The organism is Singulisphaera rosea (assembly GCF_054877945.1).
On record NZ_JBTYIP020000041.1, the window covers coordinates 17,644 to 43,040 of the forward strand.

Sequence of the window (25,397 nt, forward strand, 5' to 3'; positions counted from 1 at the left end):
AGACTGTCAAGCCGACGACCGGAACGGTGCTGTTTCTATTAATGGATTATAATGTAGTGTGTTGTTGGGAAATCGGACGCAATAAAATCTTTGTGGGTTTACCTGTCGTCACCCTGGATCGATGGCGATCCAGGGTGGCGGAGGGTATCACTCGTTCAACGATAGCGGCCTCGCTCCCCGCGTCGCTCCGAGGCGATGTTGCTCAGCGGAAACCACCACCGCCCATGCCTCCCCGACCTCCACCTGGACCACCTCCCATGCCGCCGGAGTTCCACTGGATGAGCCGGTCCTCGATCTTCGGCTGGGGCAGGTCGACGATCTCGACTCGCTGGGCCTGGGCGATGGTACCACGTCCGGGGGCGAGCGCGTTCCCTCTGGGGATCACGTGTCCGTTGAGCGCCGTGTAGGTGATGACCAGGTCGTCATCGTTAAGTCCCTCGAGCACCTCGATCCGCCCTTTAAACTGCTGGCCGATTCTCACCGGGGTTAGCACGGCGCGACCGTCCGAGACACGGTAGCAGTACGACGAGCCGATCGCGGTTGGGGCCTGGTTCAGACGGAAGGCGGCCAGGGGAAGTGACAGCGATTTATGGGGAGGGCCGAGCACGAGGTTCGCCTTCCCGGTCGTTCCGGGACGGAATCGGCCATCGGCGTTCGGGACGGCGATAGTCACGGCAAGAAATCCTTCCTGGATCTCCGCGGCGATCCGCAAGACTTTTGCGACGATGGGGGCCTCGCCCAGACTCCTGACGGTGAATTGGACTGGGTCGTCGAGATCGACGAGGAGCGCACTCACCTCGGGGACCGTGATCGTGGCGATCAGGACATCCGTCCTCGCCACGATGAAGAGATGCTGCTCGTCGTTTCGATTGACGACGGCTCCGGCCGATTGATTGCAGCGGAGGATCACCCCGTCAATGGGCGAGGTCACCGCGTTCATGGTCGAGCTTTCCTGAAGGATCGCGAGAGCCTCCTTGGCCGAATCGAGGCTAGCACTCGCCCCAAGTTCTTCTGCCTCGGCCGCCCTTAGCTCGGCCTCGGCTTTGAGCACGGCCGTCGCGGCGGCCTTCTGGGCGGCCTTAACGAGTTCCTGGAAGTTCGGGTCATTCTCATTGCCCTTCACCGGGTTGGTGTCATCCTGTTTTTCCGCGAACACGGCCTCGGCGAGTCGTACCTTGGCCTTGGCTTGGAGTTGCTCGGCCTGGGCCTTCCGGGCCTTCCTCTGGGCTTCGGCTCTTTGTGCCGGAAGGTCCGTGATTTCGATCCTTGCAAGGACCGCCCCTCGCTTGACCCGCTCGGCCACCGAAGCCAGATCCTTGCTCGAGAGGATCCCCGAGACCTTCGAGTTCAGGTTTACTGATTCGATGGGCAGGAGAATGCACTCCTCGGTCACGGACGTCGGGATTTCTTCAAGCTTTGGCGTGACGACTGTGACCTGGACCGGAGTTTCCAACTGTTCGTTGGTTCTCGCCATCTGGGCGTTCAGGAGGTTCGGATCGATTCCTCCGCCGAAGCCACCTCCGCCCCCGCCACCCATGCCTCCATACTGAGCGACCAACCGCTCGGGCTGCGCCGGCTCGTCTTTGGGGGAGGTCTTGGCGACAGGACTCTTGATGGTGTCCGCTTTCACGGTCGGGAGGATGGACTTCTCAGGCACGGGTCGCGGTTTTGCGGCAGACTCCTTCGACGGGCGAGAGATGGCGGCGCCGGCGGTTCTTGCCAGGCGTACAGAACCCAGGGTGCCCGTGGCAAGCACCAGGGCCAGAGCGATCGCGAATCGACCGGGACCACGGAGCAGGCAGCGAGCTGTCCCTCGACTTTCGGCGATATGCGTGAGTCGTCGGTCGAGCTTCGAGGACCGGGTCATCGCCATCCCGAGCGCCGGGCCTGGGCGACGGACGAGGCTCTGGGCGACGTCGAGCAGGGTGGCTCGATAGTCGCTCGGTCCTCCCATGTAGTAGATGCATAGGTCGTCACAAGCCTGTTCCCGGACACCGGCGACGATCTTCCCGAGGATCCAGGCCAGCGGGTTGGGCCAGTAGATGGCCTGGAGAATCCGGAGCGTCAGGTTCCAGCCGTAGTCGCCTCGACGGACGTGGGCCAATTCGTGCAGAAGGATCGCGTCGATCGTCCGGGCCGAGGTCGAGCCGGCGATCGTTTCCGGCAACAGGATCGTCGGGCTCCAGGCGCCGATGACGGCAGGAACCCCCATATCCGACGTGCGTGCCAGGCGGACTCGTCGAGAGATCCCCAGGCGGTCCTTCCAACGCCCGAGCGACTCCTGCCATGGCCCATTGTCGATGGGACGGCTCGTCCTCTTGAGCCGAACTACCGCCGCGAGTGAACCGATGAGGCGGGCGGCCAGCGACGTTGTGATGAGCAGATAGGTGAAGACGAGCGTTGTGGTCACGTCAAATCGCCAGGCCTTTTTCGCCGTAGTCTCTATGGCCGTATCAATCACAGGCACGTCGACCGGCGAGGGCCCGTTCAACCGGGCCGCAACTGGCTTAAAGGTTGAGATGGCAGGCGTCGTTACGGGATTCGGCATCGTGACCGACGTCGCCGGTTCCGCCACGGCCTGGGAGGTTTCGACGGCCGGGAGGCAGGCGACTCGGAGACGCGGGAAGCCCGCCGCGGCCACAGGGAGGAGGAGGAGGCCGACCAGGCAGGCGTTCCAGAGCACCGACCGGACGAGAACCTGACGCTTGCCCAGGGCCGCGTGCAGCGCCAGGGCGATGAGCATGACGACCGAAGCTTTTAATCCGACGTCGAGGCCGAAGGCGATCGCCTCGTGGCTCCCCGCCGAGGACGGTCCGAACATCGCGTTCATGAGGGGTCTCCTCGTCGGCGCGACTCGCGCCGGGCTGGGAAAGAAGTGGGGTCTGGAGTTGCGGAAGGAGATGGTGTCTGATCGATCGGGTCGGTCGCGGGTTGGGTCGACTGGCGGATCTCGTCCAGCTGTTCCGGGGTGATCCGCTCATCCTCGATCAGCCGGAGGACCAGATCCTCGGCCGAGCCGCCGAAGAACCGAGACAGGACATTGCGGACCGCGGAGCGTTGCACCTTCGTCCGGCTGATCGCCGCGCGATAGGTGTAGGCCTTGCCGCGGTCGTCATGCTCGACGTAACCTTTGTTTTCCAGGGAACGCAGGAGCGTCCGAACGGTCGAGTCGTGAGGCTCGTCCGGCAAGGCGTCTCGCACCTGCTCCGCCGTCACGTCCCCCAGTCGCCAGAGTACGTCCATGAGCTGTGCTTCACGCTCGGTCAGGATTTCCGAGACGGGTCGTGGCACGATGGTCTCCTCGTGTTAGTTTGCTAACAGATATCAAAGGGTACTTTCGTCGTCGCGCCGAGGCAAGGGGTGTCTCGCGAATTTTTTTTCGCGAGTCGCCCCGGGGATACGTCGATCGATTGAGGGATTGTTAAGAGTTGATGGGTTGCTTGACCCGGCCGGGTTCGTGGGATATAACAGAGGGATGGGATAGTCGGGACTTTGGGGAAGGCGGCTTGGGGCGTCACCCTGGCTCGAAGGTGATCCCAAGTGTTATGGGGAGTCTTCCCCCGATCATGACCTTGAGGGCTTGACTCGTTTGAATCCGGTCGTCGAAGGCATCATCGAGGAGGGGGCCGAGCCCGAGGCGGTGGCGAATGCTCGCCGGCGGCTCCAGTATCAGGAGCAGGTGGTCGGGGCACGCCATCCCGAATATGCCACCTCGTTGAATCAACTCGCCCTGCTGCTGATCATGCACGGGGATCCCGTCGGAGCTGAGCCTCTGCTGCGGGACTCCCTGGAGATCCGAAGAGAGACGCTGGGGGAGGCCCATCCCGACTACGCGACGAGCCTCAGCAGCCTCGGCGGGCTGCTCTGGGCCCGCGGCGACGTCCAAGGGGCCGAACCTCTCCTCCGACGCGCCCTCGAGGTTCGCGTCGACGTGCTGGGGGAGGACCATCCCAAGACCATCGCCAGCCTGGATAGCCTCGAGCAACTGATCCAATCTCAACAGGCGAGCGGCGAGGACGATGGCTTAGCCGCAGACCCGATCCTCGTCACGGCCGTTCACAGCGGGGGGGATGCTGTCACTCCGCCCCCGTTCGAACCTTCGTCCGTCCCCAGCGCTCCGGACACGGTCGTGGCCTGGCCCATGCCGGATGAGAGTTCCCGGAGCCAGGCGACATTGGTTGAGTCGCCTACGCCCGAGGCGGTCGTCCCTCCTCCGACGGTTGAGGTTTCCGCCCCCGCTGGCGAGGCTCTGAGTGGAGTCCCGGCCGTTGCGGCCACAAGACCCGCGCCTGATCTTGATTCGTTGAAGGATCGGCTCGACGTTCTCTCCGAGCGATTCGACCGCCTCAGCAAACGCCTCTCGCGCGAGGCGGAGACGTGGAAGACAGGTGCCGTCCCCCCCACCGAGGCCCTCATCGTCGAGCTTGGCGCCTCTCGCCGCGAGTTCGCCACCTTGCGGGACGAACTTCGCCGCCTCGACGAGGCCAAGGGAAATGTCGTCCCCGGCCTGGAACTCGAGAACCTTCAAGACTTCGGGAATTTCCTCCGAGAGCTCGGTGAACTCGAGAGCCGTCGGACCCAGCTCGGCGCGGTGCGCGGGCAAGCCCTGGCGGCCCTCGATCTCGTCGCCTCGCTCGAGTGTCCCGACCAGAAGGAATTCCCGCCGTTGAAGACCTGCCAGGCCAAGGCCGCGTCCCTCCGGGCCGCGATCGCCGACGCCACTTTGGTCGAGCTCCCGCAAGAGGCCGTCCAGTTAGCCGAGGGCGACCACCCCTACGTCGCACTCATGACCTTGGTCGATTCGAAGGATGGGCTAAGCGACGACCTCTGGGCCAACTCGATGGATGCCGTCGAGCGGGAGTTCGGCAAACCGCTCGCCGTCGCCGTCGCCAGGGCGAGGGTTGTCTTGCCGACGTCCTGAACGAGGCCAGGAAGGATCCGAGCGACGCAAGACGGTTGGGCTCGAGGCCCTCTTACCGCCTCAAAGTCCCGTCAGACCGACCGAGCTTCGTTTGACATCCCGAGACTGAGTCTTCACCTTCTGGAATCAAGCGACGCCGGCAAGGTCGGGGTCGTGGAGTCATTCGATGAATCAGGGCAGCGGCGACCTTTCGGCGGACGTGGCGCGAATGTCGGATGCGTTCTCGGAACTGGGTGAGCGACTGCTCGCTGCGGCTCGGCAACTTCACAGCCCCGGGACCCTCCCGCCCGAAGCCCTCGTCGAGGCCTTGTCGGACTCGCGACACGCCTTTCAGGAGCTGCGAGGTCGAGTCCGTGAACGCGCCGGTGCCTTGGGGCTCGCCGAGCCTCCGGAGTCCTCGCTGGACTCGCTCCAGGGGGTCAACTCGCTCCTCGACTCGGTCATCGAGGCCGAGATCGGCCGGGCCAAGGGAGAGTCGATTCGTCGCCGGGCGTTGGGGACTCTCGAGCGAGTCACTTATCTCACGCACACCTCGGATCCGAATTTCACGCCGATCCGCGAATGCCTCGATCGGGCCCGCGAGTTGCACGACAAGATCGCCGACGGCCCGTGGTCGGACCTCCCTCGGGAGGCGGAACAGCTCGCCGAGGGCGACCACCCGTTCTCTCACCTCTTGATCCTCACCGAGGGGCGGGACGAACTGGACGACGATCGCTGGGCGAGTTTTCATGAGTCCATCAGCTCGGCATTCGGCAAGTCCCTTGCGGCCGCGGCGGCCCGGTCAAAACTGTCTGTGTCGTCCGAGGCGCCTCCTTTCCCCGCGGACCCATCGGGCTCGGGCTTCGGCGGCGACGCCGGATCGCGGAGGTACCTCGGCAAGGCGTCGCAAGGCTCTCGCTGATTCGAGGTCAGCCTCGACTCCAGTTCGTTCGAGACCTCGAAATGCCTGGGTGGACGGCCGCTCTTATCCTGAAACCTGGACTCTTTCTCTTTCGCCCGACGATGACGATCGTTTTCGCTCCGGGCGATCGCGAGGTGTTCGATGAAGGGCCTGGAGGTTCTCAAGGGTCTGGTCGCCACCCTGGCGTTGATCCTCGTCGGGGCGGCCGACGAGCCGGTGAAGACGCCCGAACCACCGAACATCGCCGACCGGGGCGCATTGCTCGAAGCTCACAATCGAGAACGCAAGGCAGCCAAGCTGCCGACGTTCGCCATCAATCCCAAGCTCGAGGTGGCCGCCCTGGCGCACGCTCGCGACATGGCTCGACGCGAAAAGATGACGCACGAGGGTAGCGACGGATCGAACGCTGCGCAGCGGATCGAACGACAGTCCTATCATTTCCGATCCGCCGCCGAAAACGTCGCGGCGGGACAGTCGGACGTCGACGAGGTGATGAAGTCCTGGTTGGAGAGCCCTCCCCACAAGGAGAACATCCTCGGCCCTTGCACGGAAATTGGGGCGGCCTGCGTCAAGAGCGAGGACGGCACGCCTTACTGGTGCGTCGACTTCGGCTTGCCCTGGCCCGTCCTCGATCCGAAAACCGTGGGAGCCGACCTCATCGTCGAGCTCAACCGGGCCCGGACGGAGGCCAAACTCTCGGCGCTCAAGGCCCATCCCAAGCTGTCGGCGGCTGCGATGGAGCAGGCCAAGGCGTCGGCGGCCTCCGCCCCCGAGGATCCGAAAGCCAAGGTCGGCGATTCTCCCTTCCAGCGCGTAACCGACGCCGGTTACCGCTTCCGATCGATCGCGGAAGCCGTCGCGTCCGGCCAGCCGACCCCCAAAGAGGTCGCCCGGACCTGGCTCGAGGATCCCAAGACTCGCGAGCTGATCCTCGGCGAGTTCTGGGAGGTGGGGCTGGGTTATGCGACGAACGATAAGGGTCTCCCCGAGTGGTGTCTCATCCTGGCGAAGCCATTCCGTAGATCCGCTCCGTAAGCGGTCTCACGGATTCTATGTCGGCTCTCGAGTTTGCCCTGTTTTCCTATTTTGAAGGTGGGGCCTTCTCGCCAAGTCTCACCGGATCTGCAAGAATAGATCGACTGATGCCATTACTCCACCGACTTTCGAGTGGGTCCGGGGCGTCGTGACGTCGTCTCTCCCGTCCCGAATCTCTCTCAAGAGGCCGATGCCTCCGAGGGTCCTCCCGATGGCCAAGAAGCAGACCCCTGGGCCAGGAATCAGCGTGAGCCAGGAACCGGGAGCGATCGAGAACGGGGAGGGCGCACTCCAGCCGTCGATGAACGGACACGTCGACGCCAAGCGCCTGATGTTGGCGTTGAGGACGCTCAAGAAGGGAGATTTCACTGTCCGCCTCCCGGCCGACGAAACGGTGCTAGGCGCCGCGATCGCCGACGCGTTCAACGAGGTAGCCGAGCTCCTCGAGAACAGCACACTCGAGTTCGAGAGGATTGGGAAAGTCGTCGGCAAGGAAGGGCGAATCAGCCAACGAGCCACGCTCGGCGCGACGACCGGCTCCTGGGCGAACTGGGTCGGTTCGGTCAACACGCTCATCGGCGACCTCGTCCAGCCGACCGAGGAAGTCGCCCGAGTGATCGGTGCGGTCGCCAAGGGAGACCTTTCGCAGCGGATTTCGCTCGAGAACGAAGGGAGTCCGCTGAAAGGAGAATTCCTTCGCATCGGCAAGACCGTCAACACGATGGTCGACCAGCTCGGCTCGTTCGCCTCCGAAGTGACTCGCGTCGCCCGCGAGGTCGGCTCGGAGGGGAAGCTCGGCGGCCAGGCCGTCGTCCGCGACGTGGCCGGCACGTGGAAGGACCTGACCGACAGCGTGAACTCGATGGCCGGCAACCTCACCGCCCAGGTGCGAAACATCGCCCAGGTCACGACGGCCGTCGCCAACGGCGACCTGTCGAAGAAGATCACCGTCGACGTGAAAGGGGAGATCCTCGAGCTGAAAGACACCATCAATACGATGGTCGACCAGCTCGGCTCATTCGCGTCGGAAGTGACCCGCGTGGCCCGCGAGGTGGGTACGGAAGGGCGCCTCGGCGGTCAGGCCCAGGTCCGCGGGGTCGCGGGCGTGTGGAAGGACCTGACCGACAGCGTGAACTCGATGGCGGGCAACTTGACCGACCAGGTGCGTAACATCGCCGAGGTCACGACGTCGGTGGCGAATGGCGACCTCTCCAAAAAGATCACCGTCGACGTGAAGGGTGAAATCCTCGAGTTGAAAGATACCATCAACACGATGGTGGACCAGCTCAACTCATTCGCGTCGGAAGTGACTCGTGTTGCCCGCGAGGTGGGTACGGAAGGTCGCCTCGGCGGTCAGGCCCAGGTCCGCGGGGTCGCGGGCGTGTGGAAGGACCTGACCGACAGCGTGAACTCGATGGCGGGCAACCTGACGGGTCAGGTGCGTAACATCGCCGAGGTCACGACCTCGGTCGCCAAAGGGGACCTGTCGAAGAAGATCACCGTCGACGTGAAGGGGGAGATCCTCGAGCTGAAGAACACCATCAACACGATGGTCGATCAGCTCAACTCGTTCGCCTCCGAAGTCACGCGCGTGGCCCGCGAGGTCGGTACGGAAGGCCGCCTCGGTGGCCAGGCCCAGGTGCAAGGGGTTGCCGGCACCTGGAAAGACCTGACGGACAGCGTGAACTCGATGGCGGGCAACCTGACGGGTCAGGTGCGAAATATCGCCGAGGTCACGACGGCCGTCGCCAACGGCGACCTCACGAAGAAGATCACCGTCGACGTCCGCGGCGAGATCCTCGAGCTGAAGAACACCATCAACACGATGGTGGACCAGCTCAACTCGTTCGCGTCGGAAGTCACCCGCGTCGCGCGTGAGGTGGGTACGGAAGGGCGCCTCGGCGGTCAGGCCCAGGTGCGCGGCGTGGCCGGCGTTTGGAAGGACTTGACGGACAGCGTGAACTCGATGGCGGGCAACCTGACGGGTCAGGTGCGTAACATCGCCGAGGTCACGACCTCGGTCGCCAACGGCGACCTGTCGAAGAAGATTACCGTCGACGTGAAGGGAGAGATCCTCGAGCTGAAGAACACCATCAACACGATGGTGGACCAGCTCAACTCGTTCGCGTCGGAGGTGACCCGCGTCGCTCGCGAGGTGGGTTCCGAAGGCCGCCTCGGTGGGCAGGCGCTCGTGCAAGGGGTTGCCGGCACCTGGAAAGACCTCACCGACAACGTCAACCTGATGGCGAGCAACCTCACCGGCCAGGTGCGAAACATCGCCGAGGTCTCCACGGCGATCGCCAAGGGCGACCTGTCGAAGAAGATCACCGTCGACGTGAAAGGCGAGATCCTCGAGCTGAAGAACACGATCAACACCACGGTCGACCAGCTCAACTCGTTCGCGTCGGAAGTGACCCGCGTCGCCCTGGAAGTGGGCTCGGAAGGGAAGCTCGGCGGCCAGGCGCAGGTGCGCGGTGTTGCCGGTGTGTGGAAGGATCTGACGGACAGCGTGAACTCGATGGCCGGCAACCTCACCGCCCAGGTGCGAAACATCGCCGAGGTCACGACGGCCGTCGCCAACGGCGACCTCCGCAAGAAGGTCACCGTCGATGTGAAGGGAGAAATCTCCCAACTCAAGATCACCATCAACGCGATGGTCGATCAGCTCAACTCGTTCGCGTCGGAAGTGACCCGCGTCGCCCGTGAGGTCGGTACGGAAGGACGCCTCGGCGGCCAGGCCCTCGTGCAGGGGGTCGGCGGCGTCTGGAAAGACTTGACCGACAGCGTGAACTCGATGGCGGGGAACCTGACGGGCCAGGTGCGTAACATCGCCGAGGTCACGACGGCGGTCGCGAACGGTGACCTTACCAAGAAGGTGACCGTCGACGTCCGCGGCGAGATCCTCGAGCTGAAGAACACCATCAACGCGATGGTCGATCAGCTCAACTCGTTCGCGTCGGAAGTGACCCGCGTCGCGCGTGAGGTGGGTACGGAAGGGCGCCTCGGCGGCCAGGCCCAGGTGCGCGGGGTGGCCGGCGTTTGGAAAGACTTGACCGACAACGTGAACTCGATGGCCGGGAACCTGACCGACCAGGTGCGTAACATCGCCGAGGTCACGACGTCGGTGGCGAACGGCGACCTGTCGAAGAAGATCACCGTCGATGTTAAGGGGGAAATCCTCCAGTTGAAGAACACCATCAACGCGATGGTGGACCAGCTCAACTCATTCGCGTCGGAAGTGACTCGCGTCGCCCGCGAGGTGGGCACGGAAGGGCAGCTCGGCGGCCAGGCGCAGGTGCGTGGGGTCGCGGGTGTGTGGAAGGACTTGACGGACAGCGTGAACTCGATGGCGGGCAACCTCACCGCCCAGGTGCGAGGGATTGCCAAGGTCGTCACCGCGGTGGCGAACGGCGACCTGAAGCGCAAGTTGGTGGTCGAAGCCAAGGGAGAAATCGCCGCCCTTTCCGACACGATCAACGAGATGACCGATACCCTGGCAACCTTCGCCGAGCAGGTCACGACGGTGGCCCGCGAGGTGGGTGTCGAAGGGCAGCTCGGGGGCCAGGCGAAGGTGCCCGGTGCGGCGGGGACCTGGAAGGGCCTCACCGAGAACGTGAACCAACTCGCGGCGAACCTGACCACACAGGTCCGGGCGATCGCCGAGGTCGCCACCGCGGTGACCAAGGGCGACCTCACGCGGTCGATCACCGTCGAGGCTCAGGGCGAAGTCGCCGCCCTGAAAGACAACATCAACGAGATGATCCGCAACCTCAAGGACACGACCCAGAAGAACAACGAGCAGGACTGGCTGAAGACGAACCTCGCCAAGTTCACCCGGATGCTCCAGGGCCAGCGCGACCTCCTCACGGTCACAAAACTGATCCTCTCCGAGCTCGCCCCCGTCGTCTCGGCGCAGCACGGGGTGTTCTACATGATGGATCCGTCCGAAAGCGAGCCGATCCTCCGGCTCACGAGCACGTACGCCTATCGCGAGCGTAAGGCCCTCAGGAACAATTTCCGGATTGGCGAAGGGCTCGTCGGCCAGTGCGCCTACGAGAAAGAACGGATCCTGGTCGGCGACGTGCCCGGCGACTACATCCGGATCAACTCGGGACTCGGCGAGCTCCCGCCGCTCAACATCGTCGTGCTCCCGGTGATCTTCGAAGGGCAGGTGAAGGCGGTCATCGAGCTCGCCTCATTCCACTACTTCAAGGATATCCACCTCACGCTGCTCGACCAGCTCACCGAGACGATCGCGATCGTCTTGAACACGATCGCCGCCAACATGCGGACGGAATCCCTCCTGGCATCGTCGCAGACGCTCGCCGAGGAGCTCCAGATGCAGCAGGAAGAGCTCCGCGAGACCAACACCCGCCTCGAACGACAAGCCGCGTCGTTGCAAGCGTCGGAAGAGCTGCTCAAGAAGCGGCAGGACGAGCTCAAGCTGGCAAACGAAGAGCTCGAAACGAAGGCGGGACAGCTCACGACTCAGAAGGCCCAGGTCGAGGGGAAGAATCGCGAGATCGAGCTCGCTCAGCTCGACCTCCAGGAGAAGGCCGAACAGCTTGCCTTGACGTCCAAGTACAAGTCCGAGTTCCTCGCGAACATGTCGCACGAGCTGCGGACCCCGCTCAACAGCCTCCTGATTCTCGCCGAGATGCTCTCGGACAACGCCGAGGGCAACCTGACACCGAAGCAGCGAGACTTCGCCCAGACGATTTATGGGTCCGGCTCCGACTTGCTCTCGCTGATCAACGACATCCTCGACATGGCGAAGATCGAGTCCGGGACGATGGCGATCGAAGTCGGCCACGTCCTGTTTTCGGACCTCTCCGAGTACGTCGAGCGCACGTTCCGGCCCGTGGCGGAGAACAAGAGCCTCGCCCTCGCCGTGGTGATCGGCGAAACCTTGTCCCGGAGCGTGGAGACCGACTCGAAGCGGCTCCAGCAGGTCCTCAGGAACCTGCTCTCGAACGCGTTCAAGTTCACCGATATGGGGACGGTCAGCCTCAAGGTCGAGCCTGTGAAGTCGGGTTGGAGCGACGACCACGCGATCCTCAACCGGGCGAACTCGGTCGTCGCCTTCTCGGTCACCGACACGGGGATCGGCATCGCCGCGGACAAGCTCCGGATTATCTTCGAACCGTTCCAGCAGGCCGACACCGGGACCAGCCGGAAGTATGGCGGGACCGGCCTGGGCCTCTCGATTAGCCGCGAAATCGCCCGGTTGTTGGGGGGCGAGATCCGGGTCTGGAGTACGGTCGGGAAGGGGAGTACGTTCACACTCTTCTTGCCGCAGAGTTACATCCCGGTCTCCCCGAACAAGGCCCAGGCCACGCTCTCGACGCCCGACATCGGTCCCCGCTCCGCGGAGGTCCTCTCTTCGGTGCGTGAGGCCATCCCGTTCTCCTTCCCCAAGGCCGAGGTCGGGGGGGACCCTCGGGAGGCGATCAAGACCGGCGATCGCGTGGTCTTGATCGTCGAGCACGAGCTGAAGTTCGCCGAGCTGCTGGTGGACAAGGCGCACGAGGTCGGGTTCAAGGCCGTGACCACGACCTGGGGCGAGATGGCGCTGACGCTGGCACACGAACTCTCCCCCGACGCGATTACGCTCGATCTCCGCCTCCCCGACATGGACGGCTGGGTCGTCCTCGACCGGCTCAAGCACGACCCTCGGACGCGGCACATCCCCGTCCACATCATCTCGGTGGACGATAGCTGGCACCGAGGCTTGAAGCTCGGTGCATTCGCTTATCTGAGGAAGCCCGTCGATCGCAAGTCGCTCGACGAAGCCTTCGGGAGCATCAAGAACTTCGTCGAACGTTCGGTGCGAACTCTCCTGGTCGTCGAGGACAACGAGCTCGAGCGCCAGAGCATCGTCGACGCGGTCGGGGGCGGGGACGTCGAAACGCTCGCCGTCTCGACCGCGGCCGAGGCCCTCGAGGCCCTGCAATCCCGGGCCTTCGACTGCATGGTCCTCGACCTCGGGTTGCCCGATATGAACGGCTTCGAGCTCCTCGAGAAGGTCCGTCGCGACCCGAAATTCCAAGATCTCCGCATCGTCGTCTATACCGGGAGGGACCGGACTCCATTCGAGGAGTCGCGACTCGAGGAGATGGCCGAGACGACCATCGTCAAGGACGTCCGTTCGCTGGAGCACCTGCTCGACAAGACCGCTCTGTTCCTCCACCGGGTGGAGGCGAACCTCAAGCCCGAGTCGAGGGAGGTCCTCCAGCAGTTCCAGAAGGCGGACGAGCTCCTCGCCGGCAAGAAGGTCCTGATCGTCGACGACGATCTCCGGAACATCTTCGCCCTCACGAGCAAGCTCGAGCGCTGGAACATGGTGGTCTCTCGGGCCGAGAACGGGCGAGTGGCGATCGAGTTCCTTGAGAAGAACGAGGGGATCGACGTCGTCCTCATGGACATCATGATGCCCGAGATGGACGGCTACGAGACGATGAAGGCGATCCGGAAGATCGATCGGTTCAAGGATCTGCCGATGATCGCCCTGACCGCGAAGGCGATGAAGGACGACCGGCAGAAATGCATCGAGTCGGGGGCCTCGGACTATCTCGCCAAGCCCGTCGGTAGCGAGCAGCTCTTCTCGATGCTCCGCGTCTGGCTGCTCAGGCGCTCACCCCAGGCCATTGGCAAGGACCGGGCCGAGCCTTCGAGACCAAGATGATCGGAGATCCCGCCTTCGAATTGGAGAGCTGATCGCCTATCCTGTGAGTGAGTTACGCGGCCGAGCCGGGGGATTCATGGACGGTTTGGCACGAAGCGAAGGGGACGGGTCACTCGGGCGTCGCGACGGGACGGGCGGCCCGGGGGGAGGATCCTCGACCCAGAGGGGCGACGTGATGCGGAGCGGGAAGGTCAACATCCTCCTCGTCGACGACCAACCGAAGAATCTGTACGCGCTCGAGGCGATTCTCGAGGGTGAGGATCGGCGCCTCGTCCGCGCCGGGTCGGGTGAGGATGCGCTGATGCGTATCCTCGACGACGACTTCGCCGTCATCCTCATGGACGTCCAGATGCCCGGGTTGGACGGCTTCGAGACCGCCGGCCTGATCCGTGAACGCGACCGATCCAAGCACACGCCGATCATCTTCCTGACCGCGTTCGAAAGCAGCGACATGCAAGTCTTCAAAGGGTACTCCCTGGGTGCTGTCGACTACCTTTCGAAGCCCCTGATCCCCTCCGTGTTGAAGTCGAAGGTCGGAGTGTTCGTCGAGCTCTTCCGGAAGGGGGAGCAGATCAGGGAGCAGTCGGAACAGCTCGTCGAGAATCAGCGTCGGGAACACGAGCGCGAGCTCTCCGAGGAAAAACGGCGATGGGAAATCGAGCGCCTCCGCGAGGAGACCGCCCGAGAGAAGAAGATCACCGAGGCGCTGACGCGACGGACCCAGGAGCTGGCCGAGACCATCGCCGAACGTGAGCGGGCGGAAGAACAGCTCCGTCGCCGGGCTCGGCAGCAGGCGATCGTGGCCGAGCTCGGGCAACGCGCCCTGGAAGGGGTCGACCTCGACCGGCTGCTGAACGACGCGGTCACCGCGATCGCGGGCATCCTTGAGGTCGAGTTCGGCCGGGTCATGGAGCTCACTCCCGACTCGGGAGGCTTGCGGCTTCGGGCCGGGGTTGGTTGGGATCCCGGAGCGGTCGATCGACTCTTACCTGATCAGGAGGCTCGCGCCTTCTTCGGCGCGGGGCCCGGTCGGAATGATCCCGTGGTGGTCGAGGATTTTCGCAAAGAGCCGGAGGAAAGCCTTTCCCCCTTCCTACACGAGCATGGGGTGGTTAGCGGGCTGAGCGTCAACGTCCACGGACGGCATCGTCCTTTCGGGACACTCGAAGCGTTCAGTCGGACTCCGAGGACCTTCACGGCCGACGACGCCCATTTCCTCCTCGCGGTGGCCCATGTCCTCGCCGCGGCGATCCAGCGGAGACGCGACGAGGACGAGCTCGCGGCGATCAAGGATGAACTGGCTGTCCAGCTCGACGACATGACCCGCCTCCACGCGCTGAGCTCGCGGCTCTCGAACAGCCTCGAGCTCCAGACCGTCCTGGGGCAGGTCCTCGAGGCCGTCACGAGCCTGCAGGGGACCGACCGCGGCGTGCTGATGCTCTACGACCGCGACCAGGACCTGATGACGACCGCCGCCAGCGTCGGACTGACCGGGGATCAGGTCGACGCGACCGAGCAGATGACCTCGCAACTCCAGGAGAACGACACCGTCACGGCGTTCATCACCGGGGGAATCATCGTCGAGGACTTCGAGTCCGACCCGGTCTTCGCCCCCCACCTCTCGGCCGCGATCCGCGCCGGTTGCCGGGCGGTGCGGAGTACCCCGCTCCTGACCGTCGGGGGCGAGTTGATCGGCACGATCGCCACCTACTTCGACCGCCCCCATCGTCCGTCCGACCGCGAGACGAGGCTGGTGGAGCTGTACGGTCGTCAGGCGGCCGAGTTCATCGAGAACGCCCAACTGTATCGCCAGATCCGCGAGGCCGACCGTCGCAAGGACGAGTTCCTCGCCATGCTCGCTCACGAGCTGCGGAATCCGCTGGCCCCGATCCTCAACGCGCTCCATTACCTCCGTTCCAACCCGGCGGACGTCGAGGCTCTGGAGCAGGCCCGCGCGATCGCGGAACGCCAGGTCCGCCATCTGGCCCGGCTCGTCGACGACCTCCTCGACGTCTCCCGGATCAGCTCGGGGAAGATCCAGCTCCGCATGGGCGAAGTCATTCTCGAGGACATGTTGGCCCGCGCGATGGAGACCTCCCGGCCCCTGATCGAGGCGCGTCGCCACGAGCTGACCTGCTCGATCCCGAGCGACCTGATCATCCTCGAGGCCGACGCGGCAAGGCTCGAACAGGTCTTCTCCAACCTCTTGAACAACGCCGCGAAATACACCGAAGAGGGGGGGCAAATCGGGGTCACGGCCGAGCAAGTGGAGGCCGAGGTGGTGATCCGGATCCGAGACACCGGCATCGGGATCGCCCCCGAACTCCTCCCGCGCGTCTTCGACCTCTTCACCCAGGAAACGCGCTCGCTCGACCGCTCGCAGGGGGGGCTGGGAATTGGGCTCACCCTCGTGCGTCGGCTCGTCGAGATGCATCGGGGGCAGGTCCGCGTCCAGAGCGAGGGCCTCGGGCGAGGGAGCGAGTTCATCGTAACCCTGCCGGTCGCCCCGACGGACCCCGATCGGGCGCGACGACTCCGCAGCGCCCCCAGAAATGGGGCCGCGGCCAAGAAAAGTGATCGACGGACGAAACGCATCCTCGTGGTGGATGACAACACCGACGGCGCGGCGATGCTCGCCCGAATCTTGAGGAGCTGGGGACACGATGTGACCGTCGCCCACGACGGGCCGACCGCGATCGCCTCGGCTCGTGAAGAACTCCCCGAGGTCGTCCTGCTGGACATCGGCCTCCCCGGCATGGACGGTTACGAGGTGGCTAAGCAGTTTCGCGGGCCGCTGGGGCTCGAAAATGGCTTACTGGTCGCCCTCACCGGCTATGGCCAGGGAGAGGATCGTCGACGATCCCGAGAGGCCGGCTTCGACCAGCACCTGGTCAAACCGGTCGACCCGGACGTCCTCAAACAGATGCTCGACGGATATCAGCCGACCGCGACGCAGGAAACGGGTACGCACTGATGCTCGACGGATATCAGCCGACCGCGACGCAGGGAACGGGTACGCACTGATCGCGGGCCACCCGAGGAATCAGGCCCGAGAGGTCGAACGCAACCTCGACGGAAAAACGCCCGGAGTGAGGCCTGCAACAGCAGGCCTCGCGCCGGGCGTGATGCGTTGACGAGGGCGTTGCCACTCAGGGGAGGAAATCGAAGTCCTGCGTGTTCTCGCCGGAGTTGAGGACCACGTTCTTTTCCTCATACTCGATCCCGAAGAAGGCCTTGCTCTTCTTTTTGTTCTTCGGGGGGGAGATTGTGACCATGTTCTGGCCGAGGAGTGTCGTGATCGAGTACGTGCCGTCCTTGCCGATCGGGGCGTCGCGTCCGCCGACCTTGCGGTTCGAGTTGGCCGGGTTGAAGTGGATTTCTCCTCCGTCGAGGAGCTTGCCGTGGACCTTCACCACCCCTTTCACCGAGGTCTCTTGCATCGAACTTTCGGCGTAGGGGGTGCCGGAATCGCCACACCCGCCGAGCAACAGGATCGTGACCGCGACACAACCGGCGGGAAAACACCGACGCCACATGTCTTGCATCTCCCTCGACCCACCCGAGCGTTCGCTTTCGTCGGGCTTACTGAGCGACCCGTTAACACCGAGGATAACGGGGCTGGCGGGCAACGTATACGACATTCATCGGCCAATTCGCTTGCGAATATGACGAGCCGAGGCGACGTACCGAGGAATGCCCGGCTCGTCCGGCTGATGAAGTTAGAAGGAGTCTGCGGACACGACTTCTCCGCCGGCCTTGGTGCCGAGGGCCCACCAGACGGAGATGTTGATGGTCTGCTTGATGAACTGGACGTGTCCGTCGCCGAAGCAGACGTTAACGCCGCCGGGATGCCGGCTGCCGGCCGTCCAGGCCCCCGAGAGGAGGTGACCGCCGGTGCCGTCGGTGCAGTTCCAGGTGTTGGGTGCCATGCAGTGGTTGTAGTTGGTGCCGTAGGGCATGATGGCGAGCCACCAGTATCCGCCGACGGGTCCCGAAGCACCCCAGGGGGGAGAGGAGCCGCCTGCGGCCTGTCCGGCGAGCATGACCTGGGGTCCGCCGGAGGCGAGGCAGAGGGATCGGTAGTAGGCGGCGCCCGAGGTGAAGGGGGCCGGGGGCGTGACCAGCGAGGGGTCGAGGAGGCCCCCGTTCGTCGCCGTATTGACCGCATTGTCGCCCGGATAGGTGGGGGTCTGGACGGTCACGGAGGTGGCGCTGGGGTTCATGGAGTCGAGAGCGGAGTTGTTGGCGGTGCCAATGCCCTTGACGCGTTCGCTGAAGGCGGCGGTGTTGCTGAGGCCGTCGGTGACGTCGGCGATCTTCACGATCGACTCACCCGGGCCGTTGCCGGCGCCGGCGCTGACGATGCCGGCAAAACCGAAGATCCCGTCCGGCGAGGCCAGGCCAAACCCCGCCGGCGTGGCGCCGAAGCTGGCGGCGTAGCTGACGGTGCCGAAGCCGGTGGTCAGGCGATCGATGTCGGTCGGGCAACTCAAGACGTTCAGCTTCGTATACTGCGCGGTCGAGTTCTCCGGGCTGGGCTTCGACGTGGCGCGGCCGGTATTGAAGAAGTTCAGGCTGTTGAAAATGGCCGATTGCTCGAAGTTATTCAGGAGCAGGGGGAAGGCGCCCCAATCGCAGTTATTGAAGCCCGAGTGCCCCCAAGGAAACGATCCGATGGCGGATTCATAGTTATGCATCGCCAACCCGATCTGCTTCAGGTTGTTCACGCATTGCATCCGGCGGGCCGCCTCGCGAGCCGCCTGCACCGCGGGCAGCAGGAGGGAGATGAGGACCGCGATAATCGCGATGACGACCAACAACTCGATGAGCGTGAAGCCTCGAGAAAGGGGGCGATTCCCCCGCCCGTCCGTAGCGTCTCGACCTCGGGAAATCCCCATCATCTCGACTCTCCCCCACTAGCAGAATTGAGATCGCGACGACGATAGCCCGGCGCATTCCCAGGCCTTTAACCCCATCGCGACCCGAACCAGTCCACTGCGCGCACGACCGCCCAGGACCGATTCGGGTCAACTCGCCAGAGCTTTCGGTTCGCGATCAAACGCGAGAAATGTATCAACGAGACAACGGATGTGTCGGCGACCGCGGATCACACCCTCCCAATGGTCTCGTCAATATTTTATATATTATAGCTCGGAATGGAGTCGTGCAAGGTGGAAGTCTGAATTTTTACGGATTGGATAAAAATTGACGTTGGATGATCTCGTGTCAGTCTAAAAAGGATGAGATTGGCTCGATGGCATGAGTGGAGAGCGGACGTCGTTATGGCCTGAGTCATCGGGACTTTCGGGCACGAATGACCGTTGAATCTTCCGAAGGCATTCCGGCGAACCGCTCATCGCTTATCGACTGGGTCGAGCCGGAAGTTTCGCCAAAATGAGCGATGTCTGAATCGCTTCGTTGAGCAGCTTTAGGGAGGGAGGCGGCGGGCGAACGAGTCAGTCCCAGTTAACCAAACGAACGAAGCCCGCCTCGAAGGGAGGCAGGCTTCGTCGGTACTTATGGTGTTGCGGCAGGATCCCCGGTGTTCAGAAGGAGTCTGCGGAGATGACCTCTCCGCCGGCCTTGGTTCCGAGGGCCCACCAGACGGAGATGTTGATGGTCTGCTTGATGAACTGGACGTGTCCATCGCCGAAGCAGACGTTAACGCCGCCGGGATGCCGGCTGCCGGCCGTCCAGGCGCCGGGGAGGAGGTGTCCGCCGGTGCCGTCGGTGCAGTTCCAGGTGTTGGGTGCCATGCAGTGGTTGTAGTTGGTGCCGTAGGGCATGATGGCGAGCCACCAGTATCCGCCGACGGGTCCCGAAGCACCCCAGGGGGGAGAGGAGCCGCCTGCGGCCTGTCCGGCGAGCATGGTCTGTGGTCCGCCGGAGGCGAGGCAGAGGGATCGGTAGTAAGCGGCGCCCGAGGTGAAGGGGGCCGGGGGCGTGACCAGCGAAGGATCGGCCAGGGGCCCGTTCGTCGCCGGGTTGAGGGCGTTGTTACCCGGGTAGGTCGGGGTCTGGACGGTCACCGCGGTGGCGCTGGGGTTCATGGAGTCGAGAGCGGAGTTGTTGGCGGTGCCGATGCCCTTGACGCGTTCGCTGAAGGCGGCGGTGTTGCTGAGGCCGTCGGTGACGTCGGCGATCTTCACGATCGGCTCGTCCGGCCCGTATCCGGCCGCATGGCTCGACCAGCCAACGTGCCCGAAGATTCCGTCGGCCGAGGACAGGCCGTAGCCGGAGGGCGACGCACCGTTGCTGGCGGCGTAGCTGACGGTGCCGAAGCCGGTCGTGAGACGATCGATGTCGGTCGGGCAATTCAAGACGTTCAGCTTCAGGTACTGGACGGTCGAATTCTCGGCGCTCGGCTTCGCCGCCGCGTGGCCCGTGTCCGCGAAGTTGATGCTGTTGTAAACGTTCGATTGTTCGAAGTTATTGAGCAGCAGCGGGAATGCGCCCCAGTCGTTGTTATTGAAGCCGCCGTGGCCCCACGGGAACGTGCCGCCGGACGACTCGTAGTTGTGCATGGCCAGGCCGATTTGCTTCAGGTTGTTTGTGCACTGCATCCGTCGAGCCGCCTCGCGGGCAGCCTGGACGGCGGGCAAGAGGAGAGAGATGAGGACGGCGATGATGGCGATGACGACGAGCAACTCGATGAGCGTGAAGCCTCGCGCGAAGGGACGGTCCTGCCGGCCCCCCGTCGTTCGTCGGGAAACATCCATCGTTTGACTCCCATTCTTTGACGCGCAGAACAGTACGGAGAGGATTTCGTTCACAATTCCACATATTCTAGTCCAAATTCTCAGTAACGCAGGGCGCGCTTGCCCAGGTTGCCCGGAATTGGAAACCAGATGACCGTGGTGCTTTCGAGTCCGAGACGGAAGATGTTTGTATTGAAGAGAACTATGGACGCGTTCACGCACGCTGAAAGGGCGCCCCGGTGTTCTCGTCAATATTTGATATAATAGATCGACCGGAAACGTGAAGTCAATTACTTTCGATCAGCACCAAGCCCGCGTTTCATCGACATCGGAACCAGTCTGTAAACGTTCTCGGCGCAAAGACCCGAGAGCCAACCGGATACGTGCGGATCTGTTAAATAATTAGGATTGACTCGGATGATTCATTTGTGGGTCACCACGCGACGATCGACGGCTTTCTGCAAGTCCTGGCCTCGGTGATCTCGAGATGACCGATTGGCGTTGGCTCCGGAAATCTCGGTGTCGGAGGCTTTCAGGGTCTCGTGGACGTCCCCCGCGCCAGATAAGATCCGTGCGGTACAGAACGCCTTGGGGAAGCTTTCCCGACCGAGGGTCTCGTCGGAGCCCGCGACTTTCACCCCAGGGTTGCTGAAGACCGTGAAGTCTTCGGTAGTCGCGCCCCTCCGCCCCGAGCACACTTGAGGATGACAATATGCCCCGACTCTCGATCCTGGTCCTTTCACTCATCGGACTCCTCACCAGCGCAACTGCCCGGAACGTGGCCGGGGACGAGCCGAAGAAGACCCTCCGGGCCGGAATGATCGGGCTCGACACCTCCCATGTCATTGCGTTCACCAAGGCGATCAACAACCCTCAAGCCAAGGGTGAACTGGCGAATGTCCGGATTGTGGCGGCTTATTCCGGCGGAAGCCCGGACGTGAAGTCCAGTCATGACCGGGTCGAGGGGTACACCAAGGAACTTCGCGATCAGCATCAGATCGAGATCGTCCCGACGATCGAGGCGTTGCTCGAGAAGGTGGACGTCGTCTTCCTCGAGAGCGTCGACGGCCGCCCCCACCTCGAGCAGGTCCGGCCCGTCTTGAAGGCCCACAAGCCCGTCTTCATCGATAAGCCCGTGGCCGGCACCCTGACAGATGCCGTTCGGATCTTCCGCCTCGCCGAGAAATACGGCACACCGTGTTTCTCGAGCTCGTCGCTGCGTTACGGGCCGAACATGGAAGGCGTGAAGGCCAATGAGAAGCTCGGGGAGATCGTCGGCTGCGATAGCTACGGTCCCTGCTCGCTCGAGGAGCACCACCCCGACCTGTTCTGGTATGGGATCCACGGCGTCGAGTCGCTCTTCACCATCATGGGGACGGGGTGTGAGTCGGTCGCCCGGGTCCACACGGAAGGGACGGATTTCGTCACCGGGACCTGGAAGGGGGGCCGTGTCGGGACCTTCCGCGGCATCCGAGAAGGGAAGGCGGATTACGGTTCCCTGGTTTTTGGGAAAACGGGGAACACCTACTTGCAGGGCTACCACGGGTATGAACCCCTGCTGGTCGAGGTCTGCAAGTTCTTCCGGACGGGGCGGCCTCCGGTCGAGGCCAAGGAAACCTTGGAAATCTTTGCCTTCATGGAGGCGGCCGACGAGAGCAAGCGCCAAGGAGGCGCCCCGGTGACGTTGAAGAGTGTGATGGACCGGGCGAACGCCCAGGCCGACTCGCAGGAGTGAGGTTCGAAACGCAAGGCCACGCCCGGAGATGTCGACGCGGGTCACGGGCGGAGCCAATCGTCCCGATTTTGTGCGACGAATGCGTCGTCGTTCAACTCGGGGTACGACCGGCCGACCCGGTCGAGCGCCTCGGCCTGGCCGGGCCCTAGATTCTCGAGGGGGTCGAGGCACCAGGTCCCCTCGAGGATCCCCTGGCGGCGGAGGACTTCGTGGATCCCTGCGATGCAACCGGCGAAGCCGTTCGCGACGTCGAAGACGGCCGCGTTCGCGTCGGTGGTCGGGATGGCCAGCCGCAACAGAGATTCCGGCAGGTCACCGCCGCGGCGTACCGCCGTGTGACAGGCGTCGAGTAGTTCGACCGCGCGTCGGGTCCAGACGGCCCAGTGGCCGAGCAATCCCCCGACGATCCGTCGCTCCTGGACTCCGTTCCCTTTCGGGAAACGATAAGGGGTGACCAGGTCGAGCACGATGTTGTCGTCGTTGCCCGTATACAGGGCGATGTCGTCGCGCCCCGAGTCGACCACGGCGCGGACGACGTCGGTGGTCCGGTAGCGATCGAAGGGGGCGATCTTGATTGCGACGACCCCCTCGATCTCCGCGAACCTGCGCCAGAACTCGTAAGAAAGGTCGGGGCCCCCGACCGCGCGTTGGAGATAGAAGCCGACCAGCGGAAGGACCTCGGCGACCGATCGGCAATGGGCGAGCCTGGTCTCGTCGTCGGCGCCCGCGCCGGAGAGGTTGAGCAACCCGGCGTGGTATCCGAGTTCCCTTAGCGTCTCGGCCTCGGCGATGGCCTGTTTCGTCCCCCCGCAGATGCCGCCGACCCGCACGAGCGGCTCGAGCCGACCGGCCGAGGCACGATCCATCTCCTCCGCGACGATGGTCAGCACCGGCCGAAAGAGCCGGTATTCGGGATTCCGAATAGCGAATTGGGTCGTATGTACGCCCGCCGCGATCCCGCCAGCCCCCGAGGCGATGTAGTAGCGGCACAGCGCCCGCTGGCGACGCTCGTCGAGAGTCCGGCCGGCCGTCAGGGCCAGCGGCATGGCCGGGATTACCGTCCCTCGCTTGATGACGTCGAGGACGGCGGTCGGGATCGTTACGGGCATGGGCGTTGGGCCTCGATTCGAGTTTCCTAAAGGGGGGATGGGTCAGAACCGGCCGTCGCGGTCTTCGAAGTGGGTCGGCTTGCCGAGCGTCGCACCGTCGCGGCGAACCCAGTCGATGGTCAGGTCGATGAGGCGATCGACGTCGACCTGGGGAGGTCCGAACTTCCGTCGGCCCAGGCTCGCGTCGTTGAGCAGGGCGTCGGCCCCTTCTGTTCCCCGGATCACGGGCGACTTCCCGAACGCCTCGCCGAATCTCTCCACCACCTCGCGCACGCGAACGATCTCCGGCCCGGTGACGTTGAGCACGAATGGCGGGCTCGCGACGTGGTCGAAGGCGCCGAGGGTCATCGCGTTGGCGTCCGCCTGCCAGATGATGTTGAAGTAGCCCATCCCGAGGTCGATGGTTTCCCCCTCAAGGACGCGGCGCGCGAGATCGACGAGGATCCCGTAGCGCATCTCCACAGCGTAGTTGAGCCGAATCAGGGCCATGGGGATTCCCAGGGTCCGGCTCTGGTGCTCGTAGATCCGCTCCCGACCGAGGCAGCTCATGGCGTATTCGCCGACCGGCGCGAGACCGTCCGTTTCCTTCGAGCCTCCCCCGGATACGGGCGTGAGGCCGTAGACATTCCCGGTCGAGAAGGCGACGATCTTGCTCCGGCGATAGCGCTGGGCGACGAGGCCTGGGAGTAGGGCGTTCATCCCCCACGTCAGGGATTCCTTCCCGGTGGAGCCGAACTTCATCGCGAACATCGAGACCACGTTGGGAGTTTCGGGGAGCGAGTCGAGCGTCCCCGGCTCGACGAGGTCGCCACGGATCGTCTCGATACCCCGGACGCGGAGCCAGGCCTCGCTCGACGGGTCGGAGAACCTCGCGACGCCGATCACGCGACGGTCGCGTCGGCCGGCCGCGTCGAACGCTCGCCGAGCCATCCAGGCGAGGGTCGGGCCCATCTTGCCCGCGACGCCGAGGATGATCAGGTCGCCGTCGAGCCGGGCGAACGTCTCCACGACGCCAGGAGTCGGGGTGCTCAGCAAGTCGTCGAGCTGTTCGACGTCCCGGACCGACTCGAGGGTTGCGATCGACGGGGCGGGGGGCATGCGACTTCTCCTGGGCTCGAATTCGTGTCGGATTTTTTCGGCGTGGGCACAGAGGATCTTGAAACGCGTTGGTTCGTTCTTCGACAACTCGGGGCCAAGGAACCCTCACCCTTTTTCAGGTCCGGCGCTCGCCCAAAGACGTTGGAAGTCCTCGACGACGCGTTCGCCTCGGGTCATCCTCGTCAGGACCCTCGCGGGGGCAAGTCCCCAGGCTTCGGCCGTCGCCGAGGCTTTTTCATTGAGCTTGGGGATGTCGACAATGATCGACTCGCCAGCGTACGTCTTGCGAGCCGCCCCGAAAAGGCGAAGGCCGGCGTCCCGGTCCGCGATACAAGGGCCGAGCTGCCTTGCCCTCGATCCGGGACGCGACATCAAGAAACCTTTGAGCCTGCCGTCGTCCACACTGACCTGGGTCGCATTCGGATCCTCGTCGGCTAACCGTTCCAGGAGGCGATGCCGATCGGTCCCGGTGGCGAGCCGATCGAGACTTGCAATCTCGTCACGCCACACCAGGGGCGTCGAGGTTGACCGCTCCAACGCCGTCCCCTCGGCGGGTCGCAGTCGCCCCTCGTATCGGATGAACACGGCCTCGGCTTTGAATCCCAGCGATTCGTAGAGAGGCTGGCCCATCGGCGTCGCGTCCAGCCGGATACTCCGGACGCCTTCTTCATCGAGGGCGGCGATCGCCGTGGCCATGAGCGAGCGCCCGACCCCTCGTCCTCGGAAGGCCTCGTCAACGAGCATCATCGCGACCCACCCGACGGTCTCGAAGCGGCACGTCGCGACCGTCCCGATCGCCTGGCCGTCCCATTCGGCGAGGAAGCTGCCGTCGGGCTGAAGGTCGATCAGTCGCCTCCAGTCGGCCTCGAGCTGGTTCCAGCCGGCCTGTGCTTTGAGACGCATCCCTTCGGGGATGTCGGCGACGGTCATTCGACGGATCTGGAGCAACCGCGTCTCCATCTTGGCTCGAGCCCAATGGCGGTGAATCGATCGACTTTCACGGCTCGGACTTGTTTGCGGGCCGCCTCCCATCGACGATCCACGTCCTTGCGAGATGTCCGACTCGAGGACTGCTCCCGACTCTATGTCTCGCATCCATCCGCTTCAACCAATTTCTCGAAGGGCTCGCGAAGATGTCGCACTGGTCCGCGTCCCGATGGCAAGGACACCACGGCCCACGTAGACTGTCGCAGTGTTGGTCTGCCGATATCCCGA

14 protein-coding genes are annotated in these 25,397 nt (G+C 64.1%); 6 read left to right on the forward strand and 8 right to left on the reverse strand.

The window, feature by feature from the left end:
• Positions 1-202 precede the first annotated feature (202 nt).
• Together ACYOEI_RS37750 and ACYOEI_RS37755 are read right to left on the reverse strand one after the other, a co-directional pair.
• Positions 203-2,830, reverse strand: a complete 2,628-nt coding sequence (locus ACYOEI_RS37750; RefSeq protein ID WP_462855626.1) for a M56 family metallopeptidase — start codon at positions 2,828-2,830, stop codon at positions 203-205.
• Positions 2,827-3,291, reverse strand: a complete 465-nt coding sequence (locus ACYOEI_RS37755; protein ID WP_462855627.1) for a BlaI/MecI/CopY family transcriptional regulator — start codon at positions 3,289-3,291, stop codon at positions 2,827-2,829. The genes ACYOEI_RS37750 and ACYOEI_RS37755 overlap by 4 nt, the downstream gene beginning before the upstream one ends.
• 298 nt (positions 3,292-3,589) lie before the next feature.
• On the opposite strand from ACYOEI_RS37755, the gene ACYOEI_RS37760 reads away from it, so the two are divergent.
• The 5 genes from ACYOEI_RS37760 to ACYOEI_RS37780 all read left to right on the forward strand — a co-directional run bounded on the left by ACYOEI_RS37760 (position 3,590) and on the right by ACYOEI_RS37780 (position 16,516).
• The gene (locus ACYOEI_RS37760) at positions 3,590-4,921 is read left to right on the forward strand and encodes a tetratricopeptide repeat protein (protein WP_462855628.1); all 1,332 of its coding nucleotides are present in this window, start codon (positions 3,590-3,592) and stop codon (positions 4,919-4,921) included.
• Between the two features lie 166 nt (positions 4,922-5,087).
• The gene (locus tag ACYOEI_RS37765; protein ID WP_462855630.1) at positions 5,088-5,822 is read left to right on the forward strand and encodes a hypothetical protein; all 735 of its coding nucleotides are present in this window, start codon (positions 5,088-5,090) and stop codon (positions 5,820-5,822) included.
• A 141-nt stretch (positions 5,823-5,963) separates the two neighbouring features.
• Positions 5,964-6,857, forward strand: a complete 894-nt coding sequence (locus ACYOEI_RS37770; protein WP_462855631.1) for a CAP domain-containing protein — start codon at positions 5,964-5,966, stop codon at positions 6,855-6,857.
• A gap of 301 nt (positions 6,858-7,158) precedes the next feature.
• Positions 7,159-13,542, forward strand: coding sequence for a HAMP domain-containing protein (locus ACYOEI_RS37775; RefSeq protein WP_462855673.1), 6,384 nt, complete (start codon positions 7,159-7,161; stop codon positions 13,540-13,542).
• A gap of 76 nt (positions 13,543-13,618) precedes the next feature.
• Positions 13,619-16,516 carry a response regulator gene (locus tag ACYOEI_RS37780; RefSeq protein ID WP_462855632.1) on the forward strand — a complete coding sequence of 966 codons (2,898 nt, stop codon included), beginning with the start codon at positions 13,619-13,621 and terminating at the stop codon, positions 16,514-16,516.
• 175 nt (positions 16,517-16,691) lie between these two features.
• Here the strand turns inward: ACYOEI_RS37780 and ACYOEI_RS37785 are convergent, their stop codons facing one another.
• From ACYOEI_RS37785 to ACYOEI_RS37795, 3 genes are all read right to left on the reverse strand, one after another.
• Positions 16,692-17,078 carry a hypothetical protein gene (locus ACYOEI_RS37785; RefSeq protein ID WP_462855634.1) on the reverse strand — a complete coding sequence of 129 codons (387 nt, stop codon included), beginning with the start codon at positions 17,076-17,078 and terminating at the stop codon, positions 16,692-16,694.
• A gap of 183 nt (positions 17,079-17,261) precedes the next feature.
• Entirely contained in the window at positions 17,262-18,443 is a 1,182-nt protein-coding gene (locus ACYOEI_RS37790) for a DUF1559 family PulG-like putative transporter (RefSeq protein WP_462855635.1), read from the reverse strand.
• Positions 18,444-19,088: 645 nt separating this feature from the next.
• Positions 19,089-20,261: a DUF1559 family PulG-like putative transporter gene (locus ACYOEI_RS37795; protein ID WP_462855637.1), complete on the reverse strand. Its 1,173-nt coding sequence runs from the start codon at positions 20,259-20,261 to the stop codon at positions 19,089-19,091.
• A 691-nt stretch (positions 20,262-20,952) separates the two neighbouring features.
• Between ACYOEI_RS37795 and ACYOEI_RS37800 the strand changes: the two genes are divergently transcribed.
• Positions 20,953-21,975 carry a Gfo/Idh/MocA family protein gene (locus ACYOEI_RS37800; RefSeq protein WP_462855638.1) on the forward strand — a complete coding sequence of 341 codons (1,023 nt, stop codon included), beginning with the start codon at positions 20,953-20,955 and terminating at the stop codon, positions 21,973-21,975.
• A gap of 41 nt (positions 21,976-22,016) precedes the next feature.
• Here ACYOEI_RS37800 and ACYOEI_RS37805 read toward each other — a convergent pair whose 3' ends face one another.
• The 3 genes from ACYOEI_RS37805 to ACYOEI_RS37815 form a co-directional block, all read right to left on the reverse strand.
• Positions 22,017-23,084 (reverse strand): dihydrodipicolinate synthase family protein, encoded by a 1,068-nt coding sequence (locus tag ACYOEI_RS37805; protein WP_462855639.1) that lies wholly within the window; start codon positions 23,082-23,084, stop codon positions 22,017-22,019.
• Between the two features lie 42 nt (positions 23,085-23,126).
• Positions 23,127-24,182 (reverse strand): NAD-dependent epimerase/dehydratase family protein, encoded by a 1,056-nt coding sequence (locus ACYOEI_RS37810; protein ID WP_462855640.1) that lies wholly within the window; start codon positions 24,180-24,182, stop codon positions 23,127-23,129.
• Positions 24,183-24,287: 105 nt separating this feature from the next.
• Positions 24,288-25,142, reverse strand: coding sequence for a GNAT family N-acetyltransferase (locus ACYOEI_RS37815; protein ID WP_462855642.1), 855 nt, complete (start codon positions 25,140-25,142; stop codon positions 24,288-24,290).
• Positions 25,143-25,397 lie beyond the last annotated feature (255 nt).